This is a genomic window from Pseudoalteromonas sp. TB64, from assembly GCF_000498095.1.
Classification (GTDB): domain Bacteria; phylum Pseudomonadota; class Gammaproteobacteria; order Enterobacterales; family Alteromonadaceae; genus Pseudoalteromonas.
On sequence record NZ_AUTQ01000225.1, the window covers coordinates 1 to 18,292 of the forward strand.

The window sequence follows — 18,292 nt, forward strand, 5'->3', positions numbered from 1 at the left end:
CGAAATGCCAACGATGGTATTTCAATGGCACAAACAGCTGAAGGTGCAATGAATGAATCAACAAACATCCTTCAGCGTATGCGTGAACTTGCATTGCAATCAGCAAATGGTTCAAACTCTGCAACAGACAGAGATGCGTTGCAAAAGGAAGTATCAGCTTTGCAAACTGAATTGACACGAATCTCTGACACAACATCGTTTGGTGGGCAGCAATTACTAGATGGCAGCTTTGGTACTAAGCAGTTTCAAGTGGGTGCAAATGCAAACGAAACTATTTCTGTATCATTAAATAGTATTGCTGCTAGCGATATTGGTGTTCAATCTTTTGACCTTGGTGGAGACACGCTAGGTTTAGGTGAAGCTGCTGCTGCAACAACATCTGGATTATCAAATGGTGTAACATCTGCAGGCATTACGTTAGTAGGTAAGAATGGTGAAGATACGCTTATAGCGACTACAGAGGACTCAAGTGCTGCTGATATTGCTGAATCGATAAATGCAGCACAGTCATCTACAGGTGTAACTGCCGATGCGAGAACGCAAGTTGAACTTTCGGGATTAACACTTGGCGGAGCACTTTCATTTAAACTAAATGGTAGTGTTATTTCAGCCAACCCCGCATCTAGTTCTGATATGGCCGCAATAGCGAGTGCCGTTAACGAACGTTCAGGTGAGACCGGTATTTCTGCAGCGGTGTCTGAAGCTGGGAAGATGATATTAACTGATGAATCAGGAGATAATATTGAAATAACTGACTATTCAGGCACTGGAGATGTGGTTGTTACAGGTGTTGACTATGACGGTGATATAGCTGATACGGCTGTAACATTAGCAGCAGCTGGGGGGTCTGCAGTGGTGGCAGGTGCTATAAGGTTATCATCTACACAGGCATTTTCAGTTACGTCTGGTGATACTACTTTAGGTGCTACTGCAACTGCTAATGTATCTGCTCTGGATAATGTTGGTACGATGAATATTGAAACGCAAGCGGGTTCTCAAAATGCGTTGGATGTAATTGATGGTGCAATTGCAATGATTGATAGCCAGCGTGCTGATTTGGGTGCGGTGCAAAATCGTTTTGGTCATACAATTAGTAACCTTGCTAATATTTCTGAGAACGTATCTGCATCACGTAGCCGTATTCAAGATACTGACTTTGCGACAGAAACAGCGCAAATGACGAAGAATCAAATCTTACAACAAGCGGGCACGTCAATACTCTCGCAAGCGAATCAGTTACCGCAAACAGCACTTAGCTTATTAGGTTAATAAGTTAAAAGTAATAGCTTAATGGTCAGCTAACTAATACATAAAGTCAGTATTAGTATTTTAAAAAGGAGGTGGCTTTAGCTACCTCCTTTTGTGGTTTAAGAATAAAAACTAAGCTATTGTTGGTTTAATTAAGTACAAATAGGAATCTGTTATGAATACAATCACTTCAAATGCAGAAATTACTACATTATCGTCCCCCATTGCTGGTAATGATAAGCAAGTCGGGCAAACTGTTCATTCTTTAACTGAGCGAGCAGTTGATGATGTAAAGCAAACGGAAGTGCTGAATCAACAAAAATTACAGCAAAACCAGTACAAAAATAATAATCAAGATGAAGTAGCTCAGCCATTAGAACGCGAACAGCTAGAACAAATGGCGCAACAATTGCAGGATTTTATGGGCGAAATGAACCGAAGCTTGCAATTTAAAGTTGATGAAGATTCAGGTCGCGATGTAATTAAAGTGCTTGATAAAAACAGCGGTGAAGTTATTAAGCAATACCCTTCTGAGGAAGTATTGAGTTTGGTATCCAAATTGTCTGAGTCTGCAGGTATTTTAATTGATCAAACGGTTTAGTGAGCGGTTCTAATTACTAATACTAAGTTAGTTTATTTTTGAGTATTTAAAGAGGTAAAGTATGTCTATTACATTTAATGGGTTAGGTTCTGGGTTAGCGGTAGCAGACATTGTTGATGCACTAGTTAATGCTGAACAAGCACCTGCTGAATCTCGTTTAAATACTACTGAAAGTAAGTTAACTACAGATATTTCTGCCGTTGGTGCACTTAAGTCTGCGCTTGAAAAAGTACAAACCTCAATGGAAGCATTGGGTGATAGCGATAAATACCAGCAACGCAGTACATCAGGTAATGATGATTTTATATCTATAAGTGCAGACGAAGATGCTCAACCAGGTGGTTATGATGTAAAAGTTAATAATTTAGCCACGGAACATAAAATACTGTCGCAAGCATTCGGTGCTGATACAGCGGTAGGTGAGGGAACAATGACCTTAACCTCGGGCAATAACAGCTTTGATATTGACGTATCTGATACTGCTACACTTAGTGAAATTCGTGATGCTATAAACGATAGCAGCGATAACGACAGCATTAATGCAACTATCATTACTGATGATAATGGCCAGCATTTGGTTATGTCCGCTAAAAATAGCGGTGCAGAAAATGAAATTAAAATAGAAATTGCTGATACCGATGGTAATAACACCGATGTGAATGGTCTTTCCCGTTTGGCATTTGACTCTGCTGGTGTGCAAAATGCGAGTGAAATAATTGCAGCAATTGATGCATCAATTACCATTGATGGCTCGCTAACTGTAAGTAGTTCATCTAATGAATTTGCCGGAGTGATTGACGGTATTACAATCACAGCTAAAAAACCGCATGATGTTGATGATGACATAAGCGATATATCGGTTACCGAAAATAATAACAATATTCAATCTGGGTTAAACAGCTTTATTACAAGTTATAACGAGTTGCTTGAGCTTAGTAATACATTAGGTGCTTCTGGTGAAGGTGGTGCTGGTGTTATGGCTGGTGACTCACTACTTCGTGGTGTTATGTCAAAGCTTCGTAGTGAAATAACTGAATCAGTTGATTTAGGCGATGGTAATTCGTTATCACTTTCGCAATTAGGTGTTGAAACAGACCGCTACGGTGTTTTAACCCTAAATACTGAAACACTCGATGAGCAAATAGACGCTAATGTAAATTTAGTGCAACAGTTTTTTGTAGGTAACGACGATGATGGTTTTGCACAGTCGTTTGATGAGCTAATGAGCTTTTATACAGATTCCGACGGTATTATTCAAAACCGAATAGACAGTAAAACAAATCAACTAGATGATTTAGATGACGATCGCTTGGACCTTGCTAGTAAAATGGAGTCGCTATCATCTCGACTATATGCTCAATATAATGCGATGGATTTATTAGTAGCGAGCCTTAATAACACCAGTAGTTATGTTCAAGCTCAGTTAGAGAACATGCCAGGCGTAGTTAGGCAATCAAATTAGTAGCTGAGTTAAAGGTATTATAGATTTAATAAAAAACCGCTAAGTTTAAACTTAGCGGTTTTTTTGTTATGTACTGTTCTTTGGTTCAAATAGTAAGATGTAGCCATGTACTTAGTTTGAATAAAGGTAGTTTATTAAACCTATTCACTAGATGGTTTTATAAGCTTTTATCGCCTTTACTGACTTTTTATGTTTAATAATGGCTTTTGACGATTCGTTTTTTGCACTATTCGCTTTAACTAAAATGGTATTTATACGAAGCTGAATTAATTCTAATTGCTCTGTACTTGGACCTTCGCTACTTTCGCACCATTGCTTTAGTTTAGTATTTAAAGTGTCTAAAAAAGGCTGAGCTTCGTCTGCGTTATCATCATTTACTAACACTTCAATTTTACTAAGCAGAGTTTTTATCTGCTCAGCATGGCTTGTTAGTTGTTGCCGAGAAGGCTGTGAGTCCATAATTAAAATTAAACTCTTGGGTTACGTTGGTCTAACGGAATGTTATCCCAGCCTTCTTTAATTTCTTTAACAATACTCGATACTTCCATAATAGCTTCAATATCATTATTTATATTCGCTTGCGTTAAACGACGTTGGCAGTAGTCATACAGTGCCAATAAATTGTCAGAAATACTAGGGTCTTGCTCTACTTCTAAATTAAGTGCATCTTGTAGGGCACCAAATAATAAAACACAAGCTGAAATATTTTCACCTTTCTTTTGTATTTCATTACGCCCAATAAAACCCTTTGTTGCTGCTAAACGACCGATGATATTACTAAATATAAGGCTTACTTGTTCGTAGGGTGCCATTTCGGCAATATTACTAGCACGAACTTGACTGTATTTTTTTACTGAAACGTGAGCCATGGAGAAATCCTAAAATTTAAAACGATGAAAATTATATAAATAAAAGCAATAATAATGCCATGAATTTATTGTTATCTATATATCGACAAGTTTCTAGATAACTTGAATGACTTGATTGTAATCGGCACCTAACCTAGATGTCCAAGTGTAATTAACTTTAGCCGATATGTAAAAAGCATAGCAATTGCTTGCATCATTTTTTAAGTGACTTAGACTTGAAACTATATAAATTTATTTTAAGGAATCTGTTTTGTGTACCGAGAGTAATGAGCTAAAAGAAATGATGTTACGAGCTACTTTGCTAGCAAACTTGGCTTTGCTGAAAGAAAAAATGCCTAGCTTATATGATTTTTTTAAAGATTATCAACCTGTAAATACGGGTGTAGTAATTGATGAGAATGGATATGAAAATTTATATAATAATAATCAATTTGTTTATAAAGAACAACCACGAAACTTGGCTAAAAAACAAGTAACTAAGTTTCTAGAGAAACCAGCTTACAACAATTACGAAATAAGGCATCAATCTGATGAGGACATTATGTTCAAGCATGCCGCGTTGCTTAAGTCTATTTATAATGTCAGAAGTGCAAATACTGACAATAAAATTAGTAATCCAGCAAGTGAAAGCCAGCTTGATTTTGTGTGTTTTCTCGGAGGAGGATTGGGTTATCAAATAGAGGAGTTATTTAATATAAAAAATGTATTAAATGTGTTTTTATTTGAACCAAATAAAGATAGCTTTTATGCGTTATTACATTGTGTAGAGTTACGCCCTTTATTTGAAATGTGTACAACAAAGGGGGGGAAGTTCTCTATTCGCGTTGGAGGTGACGAACATAATGTAGTTAATGAAATATCTTCATTTTTATTTCAACAAGGCCACTTTAATATGAGTGTAATGTACTTTTTCAAGCATTATGATAGCCCTTTGATAACTAAAATTGTTGAAAAAATAAAAGCAGCTGGTCATAGCATGCATGCAGGGTGGGGTTTTTTTGAAGATGAGATAATAGGCTTATCTCACACCTTAGCTAACTTAAATGCAAAATATCCTATATTAAAAAAACCTTCTTTATTTAAGAACCGATTGCAAGACTCTCCTGTATTTGTTGTAGCAAACGGACCTTCATTAGATTTAACAATAGATTTCTTAAAAGAAAACCAAGATAATTTAATTATAATATCATGTGGTACGGCATTAAAAGCATTATTGGTGAATAAGATAGTGCCTGATATTCATGTTGAAATGGAGCGTACTGCAGGCTTATTAGATTGGGTAAACGTTGTTGAACGAACTAATGATTTAACTATTAAATTAAAAGATCTAAATATTATTGCTTTAAATACTGTATATGATGAAGTTTTAAAGCGTTTTAAAACGGCCTACTTACTACCTAAAATTAGTGATTGCGGTGGAAGTTTCATTCGCGGACTTGATAGGAAAGAACTGTATACTTACCCAGATTATATCAATCCCACTGTATCGAATACCGGTTTAGCTATAGCTGATAAGCTTGGTTTCAAAGAAGTTTACTTAGTTGGTATGGATTTTGGTTTTATTTCTGAAAATAACCACCATTCTAAACATAGTATCTATTTTGACAGTGATTTTAAGCATAAAGAGTTAATGAAAAAGTTAATGAAGGGTGATATGTATGTAAAAGGTAATTTTAAAGATGAAGTTCTAACGACTTATACTTTTGACTCATCTAGATTAAATATAGAGCTACTATTGAGACATAGCAGCCATCTTAAGGTGTTCAATACGTCTGATGGAGCTTTTATATTAAATGCAGAGCCTAAGAGTGTAAATGATATTGAAATTCAAAAAAATATTAAATATAAAAAGAATATGATTACCACTTTACTACAAGAGGCATCATCATTAGAGCAATCTTCTCTTAGTAATATTAATAATAGTTTAACTGAAGTTAGAATTAGAACTAAAAAAATATTAGAGCAATTAATTGCTATAACAATGCCCCACTTTAAGACGAGAGAAGCTTTAGTCAACGCATTTACAATTCAGAATAAAATATTAATAGGGCTTTATAAGAGCGTTAACTGCCATGATGTTGCCGCTTATTGGTTAATACAGGGTACATTTAGATATTTTCAAACATATATTATATCAAATGTTTATTATTACGATGATTTAAATAAACGAGCTGATTTTATGAATTCATGTATCGATGCTTTTCATAGCCATATAAGTGACATTTACACGGAGTTTGTTGAAAATTACAATAAACCGGCGAAAGTCTAAGTTGTTTACTCATTTACTCATTTACTCACTGTTGACTTACCAATCATCCATCGCCTTAGCAGCTTCTTCTGTTTATAGTCCTGATCAACAAGTTGCTTTATTACCTCTGAATACATTGCGCATTTAAGTTTAGTTATTTTGGCACTCAAGTTTGTTTGCTTATTAGTATAATATTGCTTTCTTAGTGAGTGACCAAAATTACTATGCACGTCTAGCTAACAACACCTAGCCTTGCTTAATGTTCCAAGGTATTAGTGGCTCTCGGTTATCTCGCTGTTCAGCAGGACATAGAGTATCGCACTGGTATGCGCGCCATTGCAGGTATTTGAATGCATTGCGACCTATGATAAAGGGTTTCATGGCGCGTACAACTTGATTGTTATCAATTTTAAGTTTTCTATTTTCTAGTAAGCAGCGGAATTTTTCAAAGTAATTTATACTATAGTTAATTGCTTTGCTGATAGCTTTTTTCGGTGGGATTTTTTCTTGATACTTAATTAACCATTGATTTGCTTTTTTCTGTCTAATGTTGAGCTTTTCTTTGATCGCATTGTTTAATGCTGTAGGGATTACCAATCGAGTTGAGTGCCGTATCTGCTTTGCCCGTTTTCTTATTATTGTCTTGCGCTTCGATGAATTTACGACGTACATAGGCAAGGTATGCAACGAGTGTTTTCTCGTAAGTCTTGTAGTCGTCAATATGAATATAGCCTTGATAAAGTTCAAGAAAGTAAACCGTATATTGACCCGCACGACTACTATGGTAATCAAACAGGACGATATTGGTGCTCTTACTCGGTTTATCATTATCACAAATATAGCTTGTCACTTTATCTGCGTTAATGACCTTTAACAGGGCTAGTATTTCTCCCGCTTCATTAAACATTTCACCTACTCGGCATTTTCTAGATTTCATGGCGTATTCTTTAGTAAGCTTAGTGCTATAAGCTGACAGTAATACCAATTCCGCTAATTAGTTTCCAAATTAACCCTGTCTCTATAATCGCGCTCGTTTATTCGCAGAATTGGTTCCACGTCCTACATGACTGCTCTAAGGTGCTGTTACAGTATTCGAAACCACCGGTTGGCTAATTAATTTTGCCGCAATCACTTCAATACTTACTTTATTGGATTTAGCGCGGGTGAAAATAGTGGAATATGTATGATACTGATACTATTGAATTCACTGGCTAGATCGCTTTGGTGCAAGCTCGCTAGAGCTATTATTACTACTGAGTATTTACCTGTCGCTGTATGCTAGCATTCCCTCAGTATCACTCATCAGTAAACAGGTACTTCTGTCTGTCCGGTGTTAATACACGTAGTACCGAAGAGGTGCGCATATTCAAACTGCTGCTGAATAGTTCTAGATCTTGTTCCTTTTACTGTCCATATTTTAGAGGTTATATTTCATTGACCAAGCAGTACTTCATCTTGAAACCAACCAGGCACATTATCAAGGCACATGTGCTCTGATATATTAAGGATAGTTTTTATTTAGAATTTGCTAAAGCGTCTTGTGCTTCAGTTTATTACTTTAGGTGTTCAGAGTGAGTCGCTACCCAGCTTAGATTCAACTTATGCATTAGTTGATAAATATTTTTTTGAGGTGGATAACACCAAACTCTTTTTCAATGAATTATTGAATATCTTTACCCTGTAGGCGACCACCTTCTACTTTGATTGACGTGTTATTTTACTTGACGCGTTGTCTAGAGCTTAATCTGGGTGATCTACTAGTGGGTGATTTGGCATTGAGCTCCATTAAACCATGATCTAAATATGCTTTGATCTAGATATTTATACTTTTTCTACTGATCTTTAAAAAAGAGGTTATTCCAGTTCTATTTTCCCCCCAGTAAAGTGGGAAACTGCAAGTAATTTCAATAGATGTTGTACATTAGATATGCTGTTAATTAGTACAGAAAAATCGTGATAAATATCAGCTTCTTTTAATGTGAACATTAAATCATATATTTAAGGTATTGGTATAAATTCATTTATAGCTAATCTGTATCGTTTTATTGAGTTTAAGCCAACTAGAAATTTTTAGGACTCTATTTTTTCTCTTGTTTTAGGTTGAGCAGTTTAATACGTTTAGCTATTATCTTAGTTGTTTTCGATGCATTGGTTATGCGCTTAACCAATGCATCGTTGAGCTTGCTTAATACGATAATCACGTAACCCTGTATTATTAGCTAACTCTTTACTAATTGGTTGATTGGCTGATTTTTAGTTGTTTCGCTATTATATTTTGACTCATCCCACTTCTATTCAGCGCATAAATTTGGCATCGTTCTTCATAGGTTAGTTGTTTATATATTTTTCATTATTGCATTTCTTGCTGAAGGAAAAGCAGCTAACCTATATTCAGCTGATCACTCTTCCTATCAATTCAAGTTATGCACTTATAGTCTGAATCTAAGGGGGCGCTATGACAGTTTTTGCTGATTTATATTTACTACGTACTTGACAGGCTTACCACTTTTAAGTAAGTGTTTAATTCGCAGTAGCTTTTTAATTATCATTATGCCTTAAAGTACGTTGTAGCTGCTTTTCAAGTGCTAGAGCATGTATGCTATCTGGTACTTCACCTTCTCACTCAGATAAATATTGTTGCTCAAACGTTATAATGTCGACTTTCCTGAATCCTACATATTTTCAATTTTTTATTGGTATATTCAAACTATCGCTGTTCGCGAATGGTTTTTTTGATTCTCTAGTCATATGATATCTTTCAGGTTTAGCTTATTTCTCGTTGCAAACCTTCCTAGTTTCATTAGGTCATTACAATTTATTGCAACTATTCAGTATCAATCGCAGCTAGGCTTTGGTTTTTTGTTACAATGCCTGCAAAGCAATTTAGGGTAAATAGCTGTGCTGCCGGTTCAAGACATATATCAACAACTCGTTACTACATTACAAAGTAATCCTATTACGTTATTACAAGCGCCGCCTGGTGCGGGTAAATCTACGTGGTTGCCGCTGCAACTAATGCGCGATGGGCATTTTAAACGTATTGTAATGCTAGAGCCTCGCCGTTTAGCTGCACGTAATATTGCCAGTTACTTAGCAAAGTGCCAAAACGAGAGTATTGGGCAAAGTGTGGGCTTGCGGATTAGGGGCGAGAGCAAAGTAAGCGCTAATACGCGTCTTGAAATAGTCACCGAAGGCATGCTAACGCGCATGCTGCAAAACGACCCCGAATTAAGCGATATAGATTTACTTATATTTGATGAATTTCATGAGCGTTCAATTGCAGCCGATACCTCACTTGCCTTTGCGCTCGAGACCCAAAGTGCACTGCGTGAAGATTTAACCATCATGCTTATGTCGGCAACGCTAGATACAGAGCGTTACACTGCGTTTTTTGACTGCCCTGTAATTCAATCAAGCGGTCGTAGCTACCCAATAGACGAAGTATACATACCCATAAAAGATGAAAGCCGTTGGCTTGATGCAATTCCTACCATAATAAAACAAGCACTTAATGAGCAAACAGGCAGCGCATTGGTTTTTTTACCTGGGCAATTTGAGATACTACGTGTGCAACAAGCACTGAACGATTTACCCAGTAACTGCATAGTCGCAACGCTATTTGGCGAGCAAGATAAAGCTAATCAGCAAGCTGCTATTGCTCCTGCACCAAACGGCATGCGCAAAGTAGTGCTTACCACCAATGTAGCCGAAACCAGTTTAACTATTGAAGGCATACGCATTGTAATTGACAGCGGCAAGCGCCGTGCAGCTACCTTTAATTTAAAAACAGGTGTTACTGAGCTCACAACACAAAGTATATCGCGCTCGTCTGCTGTGCAGCGTGCAGGGCGTGCAGGACGAATAGAGCCGGGCATTGTTTATCGAATTGGCTCAAAGCAAACCTTTGAGAGACGTAATAGCCACGACAATCCCGAAATACTCACATCAGACATAAGCCAGCTTATGCTTGAGGCAAAGCAATGGGGAGCCAGTATTGATGATCTAACCTTGCTCGATAAGCCCACTGCTCAGCAATGCGAGCAAGCAAGTAACCTGCTTAACATGCTAGAAGCTATTGATAGTAAAGGTAAGCTCACACCGCTTGGCAGTAAAATGTTAGGTTTTGGTGCTGATATTCGTTTGGCGCATATGCTATTAAAAGCACAAATACTTGATGACCAACTCCCTGGTATTTTTAGGCTCGCTATTTATTTAGTGGCATTACTTGAGAGCCGAGTAAACAGTGCAAACGAGTTGAGTTTAGCGTTGCATAGCCAACAGCAACGTCCGCATCCGGTATTTAAGCAACAGTTAAAATATTGGCAAAGCCGTTTAAAAGTAAAAGACGAAAACAGCGAATTAAATACGCATTATATTAGTTTGCTAGTGGCATTGGCATACCCCGATCGTATTGCTAAAAAACGCGGTAATGGTTACCTACTTGCCAATGGTGCAGGTGCTGAGTTAAATGCCGATTACTGGCACAACGACGATTACTTAGCTATAGCAACCATGGGCGGGCACAAAGGAGGGCGTATATTTACAGCCACTGCGCTTAACCCATTTGAGTTACAAGAATTTTTACCGCATTTATTTAGTGAACTTACTCGCTGTGAGTTTGACGAAAAATCAGCACGTTTTATTCATCAAGATGAAGTAAAACTCGGGGCTATAACACTCACCAGCCAACCTAGTAAACAAAAACTAGATAAGAGCGAGCGTGCTAAAGCGTGGCTTAACTTATTTGCTAAACACGGTTTTGCATTATTTAACGAGCAACCTGATGCGCAGCAATTGCTGATACGTATGAGCTTAGCAAGTAATTTAATGCCCGATAAATTCCCAAAAATAAATGAGCAACAACTCATTCAAAATGCAACGCAGTGGCTAGGTGTGTTTTTAGAAGATATTAAAACGCTCACGCAGCTTAAAAAGTTTAACTACTTTGAAGCATTACAAAACTGTTTTGATTGGCAACAACAAACCGCTTTAAAAGCACTGTTACCACTGCGATTAACGGTGCCAAGTGGCTCAAATATAAAAATAGAATACCAGCTTGATGGCCCCGAAAAGCTAAGCGTGCGCATGCAAGAAGTTTACGGCTTGACCAGTACGCCTATGCTTGCCAACGGTAAACTGCCATTGCTTATGGAGCTGCTATCGCCAGGTAAACGCTCATTGCAACTAACTCAAGATTTAGCACACTTTTGGGCTAGCAGTTACCGCGATGTGCAAAAGGAAATGAAAGGCCGCTACCCTAAGCATTTTTGGCCAGACGACCCTGCCAATAGCGTTGCAACTAATAGAGTAAAAAGCAAAATGTAGGTGTTAATAGTTATAAACATTTAATATCAAGAATAAAAGGTTTTCTTTTATTCTTGATATTAAATACTACTTTTCTGTACTCTAAAAGTAGATGTCAGGATTTTTGATTAATTGGCTAGATCAATTTCACATATAAGGATTGCAAGTGAATAACATTATAAGAAGAGTAATGGTAGTAGGTCTGTTTGAGCCTGGTAATGATTACCTTATCGAATTTGATAACGGCTCAAATTGTTTATTTGGTGATAATGGTACAGGCAAAACTACACTAATAAATTTGATAGTTGCTGTATTAGCTGGTGATATAGGTGTTTTAACTGATATTGAGTTTGAATATGTTGAAATCACTATTGAAAAAAAAGGTGAGTTCAGTGAAGTTTCTGTTTATAAGTCTTTATTACCAGTAGAAGATAATATTTTGGATACTACTACATCATTATCACAGCACAGAACGCCAGCACACAGACATAATACACTTGATATGAATCCATTTAATCGCAGTACCAAGGGTATAGATGAGTCTGATTATAGTTTTGTTGCATATGTTCTTGATGGTGAGGAAGTCACTTTTCAGTATCCAACATATGAAGGACGTATTTTCTTTTATCGTCGAATTATGAAATCTCGCAAACACCAAGCTTTATTACAAAAACTAAGCTCCCTAATTAATTTGACACATGTGCCACTTCTTCGGGTGAAAAGCAATGAATGGGATTCAATGGATGAATCTGAATTAGCTAGGTATAAAAAATGGGACTCAAAGACCGAATCATCTAGATTTGATGCGAGTACGGTCGTACTAAAAGAAATTGAAGATGCGTTTAAATGTATGGCTGTTGACTTAACTCGGGAAGATAATAAAAAACTTGAAAGTTTTAAATCGCAGATAGTACAAAAATTTTTAATCGGTAAAGAAATTCATTCTACATTTCCAAAGCTTGCAGAAGAGTCTAAAAGAGATAGTTACGTTGTTGAAGACCTATTTGAACAACTAAAATATGCTGGACTAGAAGTTCCAAAAGAAAAGTTAAAAGAAAACTTTGAAACTTTAGCAAGGTTAGATGATGAAACGAGATTAGCAGTCGAATATGTTGAAACGTTAAAATCTCAAACAAATTTAAATTCTGAAAAAAAACGTTCAAAAAGCCGAAGGGAAAGTATCAGAATCATTTATTAAACTAATCGTAGCTAGAACACTTTTTGAAAGGTTTGAAACAATAGTTGATGATGTTGAAAGTTTACAAGATGACAGGAATGGCCTATGGGATTTATTCCATGACTATGAGCGCATAGTGAATAAATTCTTAAACAACAAATATTTTTGTATTAATAAAAATGGTTCATTTGAGGTTCGTTCAGGTTCAAGGATAATTGATTTGAAAAACTTGTCCTCTGGGGAAAAGCATATTATAGCTTTGTTGGGACGGGCCGCTTTATCTAGAAGTAATGGGGCTGTATTTATCGCTGATGAACCTGAACTTTCTTTGCATCTGACTTGGCAAAGAATGATGTTGCCTTCGATTTTAGAACTCTCTCCAAAATCTCAAATTATAGTAGCGACACATTCGCCTTCAATAATTTCGAGAAAATCAAATAAAATAGATCTTGGGGCGCTTTGATATGGAAGGGATTCCGAAATACACTGCAGAAGAAAATATAATACGAATAATGATGGAAAAGTCTGTAAATTTTGTTGTTGTAGAAGGTGTTAACGATACTCCAATATATGAATCTGTGATAGAAACAATATTACCAGATGATGACATTGGATTTTGGGATGTAGTCCATTTGGGTGGTAAAAATAATATTAAAGAGCTTATTAATGAGTATGTAAATGAAAATTTTATTTGTGTTACTGATAAGGATTTTGATTTAACAATTCACTCAGATAAGGTAGTTAATCTCACTCGTTATTCTATCGAGAATTTTTTTATCTGCGAAGATGCTATAAGTACTTCTCTAGCTATAGCTCTTAAAGCTAAAAAAAGAGATATAGTCGAACTCTTTAATTTAGATGGTTTTTTTGACGAGGTTGATAGTGCTGCAAGAAGGCTTTTGTATGCATTATTTTTTTATCAAAGGAAAATTAGCCCAGATCCAAGTAAGGTCAGAGTCGCCTGGGGAAATAGTTCTATACATAAGAACCCACCAGAGTGGGGACTTTGTGAAAATAGGATTAATCAATTAATTCAATCGTTGCTACCTAATGGTGTGTCTGAATTAGACGCTAAAGCTTATTTTGAAGATAATTTTCAAAGTTCGGGAGTTACTGCTTACGATTTACCTGGAAAAATGCTCCGTGTCTTGCTCCAAATATATATTTCTAAATTTTATAAAGTGTATAAGAAGAAAGGTGGAATTCAATTTAATACAGTGGATAGCTGTATGGAGTCAATAGTGGCTTGTTTAAATCACTCAAAGGCGTTTGTAGAACAGATACAACCAGTACTCAAATTTTTACGCACCGTTTAATATATTAATCCTCATATGTTGTTTAGAATACTTACGCTTAGTGTTACTTAAAGTTATTTGTTTTTATTATTGAGCGCATTAATATGGTGTACCTATAAATGAACCAATACTTTTAACTACAGGGAATAAGTAATGAGGCTACTTTTAGTGTTCGGTTTAGCTTTAGTAACTGCTTTTTCGGCGTATGCAGAAAAGCCACTCGACTTAAATGCGTTTGCGCAGCAGTACTATAAAACAATGACCGCTACACAAGCACCTAATGCAGGTACTAAAGAGCTTGAGGCTTATCTTGCATTGTTAACTGATGATATTGGTAATCAGCATATTCCGTATCAACCCGATGACTCACGTACTCCTGATGGTAAAAAGCAAATGCGCAAAGGCATGAGCTTTTACTTAGGCGCGCACACGTTGTTTGAAAGCACACTGCTTAATACATTTGTGTTTAACGATACAGGCTTTGCTATTCGTTATAAAAACGATGTAAAAGGTATTCATCCGCAAAATCAGCAACCAATAGAATATACATCAGTAATGATGGAAGTAATCGAAATTGAAAACGGCAAAGTGGCGATGATCCGCAAGTACCACGAATAACTAATAAAACCAATAAGGATATATTTATGAAGCAGTTACTTATCGCATTATCAATATTGATGCTTAGTGCATGCGCTAGTACAAAAAGTGATTTTAAGTTTGATGGCTCCACGCCTGAATCAACTCAGGCGGGAGTTAATAAAGTTTTAAAGGCATTAAAACCTCAAGATTCAATGCGCTTTTTAGGTGCCTTAATCTCAATTCAATTTTCTGACGTGCAAAGCGCAGAAGATATAATAGGCGACCCGACCATGATGGGCGAAATGAATTACTTTATTATTGGCAAAAAAATAGATGGTTTAAATTATTATGAAGTATTGGAGGTTGCGAGTTCATCTGCATCAAAAGTAGAATCTTCTGTAGCGGAATGATTTCAGTTTTTTGTACCACTGTAAATATGTAATTTTATGTCTATATTAAATGTATCATTGAAGGGGCTAAACATCTTAACGTTATAAAAATTAATAGTAAGCTTTGTTTATTCTTGCTCATGAATTTATACTACGCTTTAGTAAGAAGCTAATTATTTATGGTTTAGGTGTAGTAAGTCTAAAACACAAAACGTAAGCTACTTTGGCTTAATTTTACACGATTAGATAGAGACTATGACATTAAGATTTTTTGTAATAATAGGTACTTTAATTTTAATGTGCTTTGTAACAAGTTTATTAGTTGGATACCGCTATTTTTTTAGCCTGCCGGCTATAAATAATAGTATTGAAGATTATCAAAATCGTGAATTGTTAAGTCTTAAAATTGCGCTTGATAAAGAGTTTATATTTTTAGAAACACTCAATTATGACTACGCCGTATGGGATGAGACCTATAATTATATGGCTGATTTTGACGCAGAATATGTAGATTCAAACTTTGTAGGGGACACCTTCTACTCACTTAAAATAGATGGCGTATTTATTTATGACATGAATTTTAATATGGTTTACGGGCAAGCGTACGACTATATTAAACACATTGAGTTTGATGCGCCTGATTTAGATTTACAGGTTAATAAGCTAAACCGCACAATTATTCCTAATTCAAAAGCCTCTGAAGACGACAACAGTTTAAGGCATTCTGGTTTTTTACAAACAGAGGATGGTCCTGTCATGTTTGCATCGCATGTTATAAAGCGAACAGATAAAACAGGCGAGCCTGTTGGTAGTATTGTTTTTATAAAAAAGGTAAGGACGTCGTTGATCAAATCCTTAGCTGAGATTGCACAAGTAGAGCTTAGCTATTCAAAAATAGAACACGCTAGTTCTTTAAACAATATCGTAACTCTCAAAGGGAGCCTTCAAGGAGAGGACATTGCCACTCAAAGGGAGCCTTCAAGGAGAGGACATTGCCACTCAAAGGAAAAGGGTGATTCTAGATGTAAACGGTAATCCACTTCTTGCTTTGAACATTAAGCACCACCATCAAACACTGCCAGTTTTATTTGATCACTATTTAAAACTTATTTTGTTAATGTTTTTTGTAATGTCGTTATTGGGTTTTTATATAGTGAATCGTTACTTTATTGAGCCACTTATTAATGGTGCGTCCGCTATTAATTCAATGTTGGTTAAAAACGATTTGCAGCCTTTGAGATTCACTAATCAATTTTTAGAAATGCGTGTTTTAATTAGCGGTTTTAATGCGTTAATTAAACAAGTAAAAGATCAAAATTTTAAGCTTGAAAAAATAAGTAAAATTGATGGGTTAACTCAAATTTATAATAGACGAGCCTTTGATGAAATTATTGCGGCGCAATGGGGGCAGGCCCAACAACAAAAAAGTACCTTTGCGGTAATATTACTTGATGTAGATCACTTTAAAAATTATAACGATTTTTATGGTCACCAAGGCGGAGACACCGCTTTACAACTGCTAGCCGACAAACTGAAGCAAATAGCAAAGTTAAACACTGGTACGGTGGCACGCTATGGCGGCGAAGAGTTTATATTATTCTTTAAACAGCTTTCTTATGAAGAGTTTGTAAATATATCTCAGCAATTATTGCTAGCGGTTAATGAATTAAACTTACCTCATGAAGCGTCACCTGTACGTGAATATTTAACAATTAGTGCAGGGTGTGTATTTGCAACAAAAGAAACAGTAGCTAGTGACAATATATCCACTCAATTATTAATTAAAGAAGCTGACGAAATGCTTTACGAGGCAAAAAATTCTGGTAGAAATAAAGCATTAACTAAGGCGCATTGATCTTTGGTGGTTGAATTTAGAGCAGTGTGTTTGGTATTTAAGCAAGGCAGAGCCTGTGATGTGTTTTCTATAAGTTACTGACAAATATATATTAATTGTAATTACGCGCTACCTTTTGGATTCTTTTCAGGGACGGCTAACTCTTCTTTGTTGCCTACATGAATGTCATAGGTAGGTACTTAAGAAAAATATTAAGTACAGCCTTAAAAATTTGGCTCTACCCCATACTGAAATATGCCTGTTTTTCGATCGCGTTTGGGGTGCGCCCTAGCTGCATTTCTCCTCAAAAAGTCAAATGCTTCATTAACTGCATTTAACAATCCTTTCCTATGCTTCCTAATAATCGCTGTTAATATGTTAATCCACCAAACACTCGTTGTTTTTGCTACTGTCATTGTAGACATTTCAGTTTTGAATATCTTTTCAATACAGCCAGTTAAGAACCTTTTAAGCGTGGTTACTACTAAACTTACATAAATTAGCGCCTCTTGTAAGGTTGCGTTTGATGTTTGAAAGCCGCGTAAATTATTATAAGACTTACATTCCTTAAAAAGTAATTCAACCTGCCAGCGTAACCTATATAATTTGCCTATTTCAGTCGCTGTAAATTCATCAATAGATAAATTAGTGACTAAAAATGTATATTGTTTTTCTTTTTTTGACCAATACCCAACAACTCTTGTTAGCTTGTTTTTTATGCTAACACTCATATCAATAAGATCATTTTTAGGTAATTCGGGGAGCAATTCACATAACTTAGGGGAATGACTTCCTGTTAGTTCCTGTCCATTTTGCTTAAAAGCATTATGTACTCTGACTGTTTTTAATCCCTTCGCTCTTAATACGTAAAATCCTCCTGCTTTATCTAATTCATGAATATAACTACCTGAATAATATCCTCTATCTGCAAGTAACAACTGTCCTTTCAACTCTTTAAGTGTTGGAAGTTCTTCACGTTCAGAGTAACTGTCTGGTGTTATACCTGCTTTTTCAAAGCAACCTTGCGTTAAATTTAAAGTAGCATGTAATTCAATAGCTGCTGGACACGTATTTGAAAATCGCCCAGGATAAACATCTTTTAAAGAACGATGAAGCATAATAGAGCTACCGTCCTGAATTAAAATATTATCAAACTTGAACAAATCTTTTTTCGTGTACTTAAGCGCATCATTTATCCAACAATTAAAAACTCTATTTGTTACCTCTCGCATTAGTTCAGCTAGTTCAGGTTTAACTAACTGGTTATGAAAAGGCTTATACTTAAT

General features: G+C 36.0%; 16 protein-coding genes. 12 read left to right on the plus strand and 4 right to left on the minus strand.

Annotated elements, in window-relative coordinates; translation table 11 throughout:
• The 3 genes from L647_RS1000000126730 to fliD form a co-directional block, all read left to right on the plus strand.
• A partial coding sequence (locus tag L647_RS1000000126730) for a flagellin (RefSeq protein ID WP_024612416.1) occupies positions 1-1,269 on the plus strand: 1,269 nt, incomplete at its 5' end.
• 154 nt (positions 1,270-1,423) lie between these two features.
• The gene (locus tag L647_RS0118870) at positions 1,424-1,849 is read left to right on the plus strand and encodes a flagellar protein FlaG (protein ID WP_024612417.1); all 426 of its coding nucleotides are present in this window, start codon (positions 1,424-1,426) and stop codon (positions 1,847-1,849) included.
• Between the two features lie 61 nt (positions 1,850-1,910).
• On the plus strand, positions 1,911-3,311 hold the full coding sequence (fliD, locus tag L647_RS0118875) for a flagellar filament capping protein FliD (protein ID WP_024612418.1): 1,401 nt from the start codon (positions 1,911-1,913) through the stop codon (positions 3,309-3,311).
• A gap of 147 nt (positions 3,312-3,458) precedes the next feature.
• Here fliD and L647_RS0118880 read toward each other — a convergent pair whose 3' ends face one another.
• Both L647_RS0118880 and fliS read right to left on the minus strand, forming a co-directional pair.
• The gene (locus L647_RS0118880) at positions 3,459-3,770 is read right to left on the minus strand and encodes a hypothetical protein (RefSeq protein ID WP_024612419.1); all 312 of its coding nucleotides are present in this window, start codon (positions 3,768-3,770) and stop codon (positions 3,459-3,461) included.
• 8 nt (positions 3,771-3,778) lie between these two features.
• Positions 3,779-4,180 carry a flagellar export chaperone FliS gene (gene fliS, locus L647_RS0118885; RefSeq protein WP_024612420.1) on the minus strand — a complete coding sequence of 134 codons (402 nt, stop codon included), beginning with the start codon at positions 4,178-4,180 and terminating at the stop codon, positions 3,779-3,781.
• Between the two features lie 250 nt (positions 4,181-4,430).
• On the opposite strand from fliS, the gene L647_RS0118890 reads away from it, so the two are divergent.
• Positions 4,431-6,449 (plus strand): 6-hydroxymethylpterin diphosphokinase MptE-like protein, encoded by a 2,019-nt coding sequence (locus tag L647_RS0118890; protein WP_024612421.1) that lies wholly within the window; start codon positions 4,431-4,433, stop codon positions 6,447-6,449.
• A 523-nt stretch (positions 6,450-6,972) separates the two neighbouring features.
• Here the strand turns inward: L647_RS0118890 and L647_RS1000000126050 are convergent.
• Entirely contained in the window at positions 6,973-7,413 is a 441-nt protein-coding gene (locus L647_RS1000000126050; RefSeq protein ID WP_158001076.1) for a transposase, read from the minus strand.
• A gap of 1,913 nt (positions 7,414-9,326) precedes the next feature.
• Between L647_RS1000000126050 and hrpB the strand changes: the two genes are divergently transcribed.
• The 8 genes from hrpB (at position 9,327) to L647_RS1000000126550 (ending at position 17,027) form a co-directional block, all read left to right on the plus strand.
• Positions 9,327-11,753, plus strand: a complete 2,427-nt coding sequence (gene hrpB, locus L647_RS0118910) for an ATP-dependent helicase HrpB (RefSeq protein WP_024612425.1) — start codon at positions 9,327-9,329, stop codon at positions 11,751-11,753.
• 145 nt (positions 11,754-11,898) lie between these two features.
• The gene (locus tag L647_RS0118915) at positions 11,899-12,930 is read left to right on the plus strand and encodes an ATP-binding protein (RefSeq protein ID WP_139015458.1); all 1,032 of its coding nucleotides are present in this window, start codon (positions 11,899-11,901) and stop codon (positions 12,928-12,930) included.
• Positions 12,931-12,934: 4 nt separating this feature from the next.
• Positions 12,935-13,372, plus strand: coding sequence for an AAA family ATPase (locus L647_RS0118920; protein WP_275451933.1), 438 nt, complete (start codon positions 12,935-12,937; stop codon positions 13,370-13,372).
• A 1-nt stretch (position 13,373) separates the two neighbouring features.
• A complete protein-coding gene (locus tag L647_RS0118925) occupies positions 13,374-14,225 on the plus strand; it encodes a DUF4435 domain-containing protein (protein WP_024612428.1) in 852 nt (283 codons plus the stop codon).
• 132 nt (positions 14,226-14,357) lie between these two features.
• A complete protein-coding gene (locus tag L647_RS0118930) occupies positions 14,358-14,822 on the plus strand; it encodes a nuclear transport factor 2 family protein (RefSeq protein WP_024612429.1) in 465 nt (154 codons plus the stop codon).
• A gap of 26 nt (positions 14,823-14,848) precedes the next feature.
• Positions 14,849-15,193 carry a hypothetical protein gene (locus tag L647_RS0118935; protein ID WP_024612430.1) on the plus strand — a complete coding sequence of 115 codons (345 nt, stop codon included), beginning with the start codon at positions 14,849-14,851 and terminating at the stop codon, positions 15,191-15,193.
• A 276-nt stretch (positions 15,194-15,469) separates the two neighbouring features.
• Complete coding sequence (locus L647_RS1000000126545) at positions 15,470-16,207, plus strand: CHASE4 domain-containing protein (protein ID WP_253948906.1); 738 nt, start codon at positions 15,470-15,472, stop codon at positions 16,205-16,207.
• Entirely contained in the window at positions 16,185-17,027 is an 843-nt protein-coding gene (locus L647_RS1000000126550; protein ID WP_024612432.1) for a diguanylate cyclase, read from the plus strand. Before L647_RS1000000126545 ends, L647_RS1000000126550 begins: the two co-directional genes overlap by 23 nt.
• 203 nt (positions 17,028-17,230) lie before the next feature.
• Here L647_RS1000000126550 and L647_RS0118950 read toward each other — a convergent pair.
• Positions 17,231-18,292, minus strand: a 1,062-nt coding sequence (locus tag L647_RS0118950; RefSeq protein WP_024610658.1) for an IS4 family transposase, incomplete at its 5' end; no start/stop codon positions are given.

Bases quoted from the DNA above. Each gene is read 5' to 3' on its own strand.
- fliD (WP_024612418.1), top strand. From the start codon at position 1,911: ATGTCTATTACATTTAATGGGTTAGGTTCTGGGTTAGCGGTAGCAGAC.
- L647_RS0118925 (WP_024612428.1), top strand. From the start codon at position 13,374: ATGGAAGGGATTCCGAAATACACTGCAGAAGAAAATATAATACGAATA.
- fliS (WP_024612420.1), bottom strand. From the start codon at position 4,180: ATGGCTCACGTTTCAGTAAAAAAATACAGTCAAGTTCGTGCTAGTAAT.
- L647_RS0118935 (WP_024612430.1), top strand. From the start codon at position 14,849: ATGAAGCAGTTACTTATCGCATTATCAATATTGATGCTTAGTGCATGC.
- L647_RS0118880 (WP_024612419.1), bottom strand. From the start codon at position 3,770: ATGGACTCACAGCCTTCTCGGCAACAACTAACAAGCCATGCTGAGCAG.
- L647_RS0118870 (WP_024612417.1), top strand. From the start codon at position 1,424: ATGAATACAATCACTTCAAATGCAGAAATTACTACATTATCGTCCCCC.
- L647_RS0118930 (WP_024612429.1), top strand. From the start codon at position 14,358: ATGAGGCTACTTTTAGTGTTCGGTTTAGCTTTAGTAACTGCTTTTTCG.
- L647_RS1000000126545 (WP_253948906.1), top strand. From the start codon at position 15,470: ATGTGCTTTGTAACAAGTTTATTAGTTGGATACCGCTATTTTTTTAGC.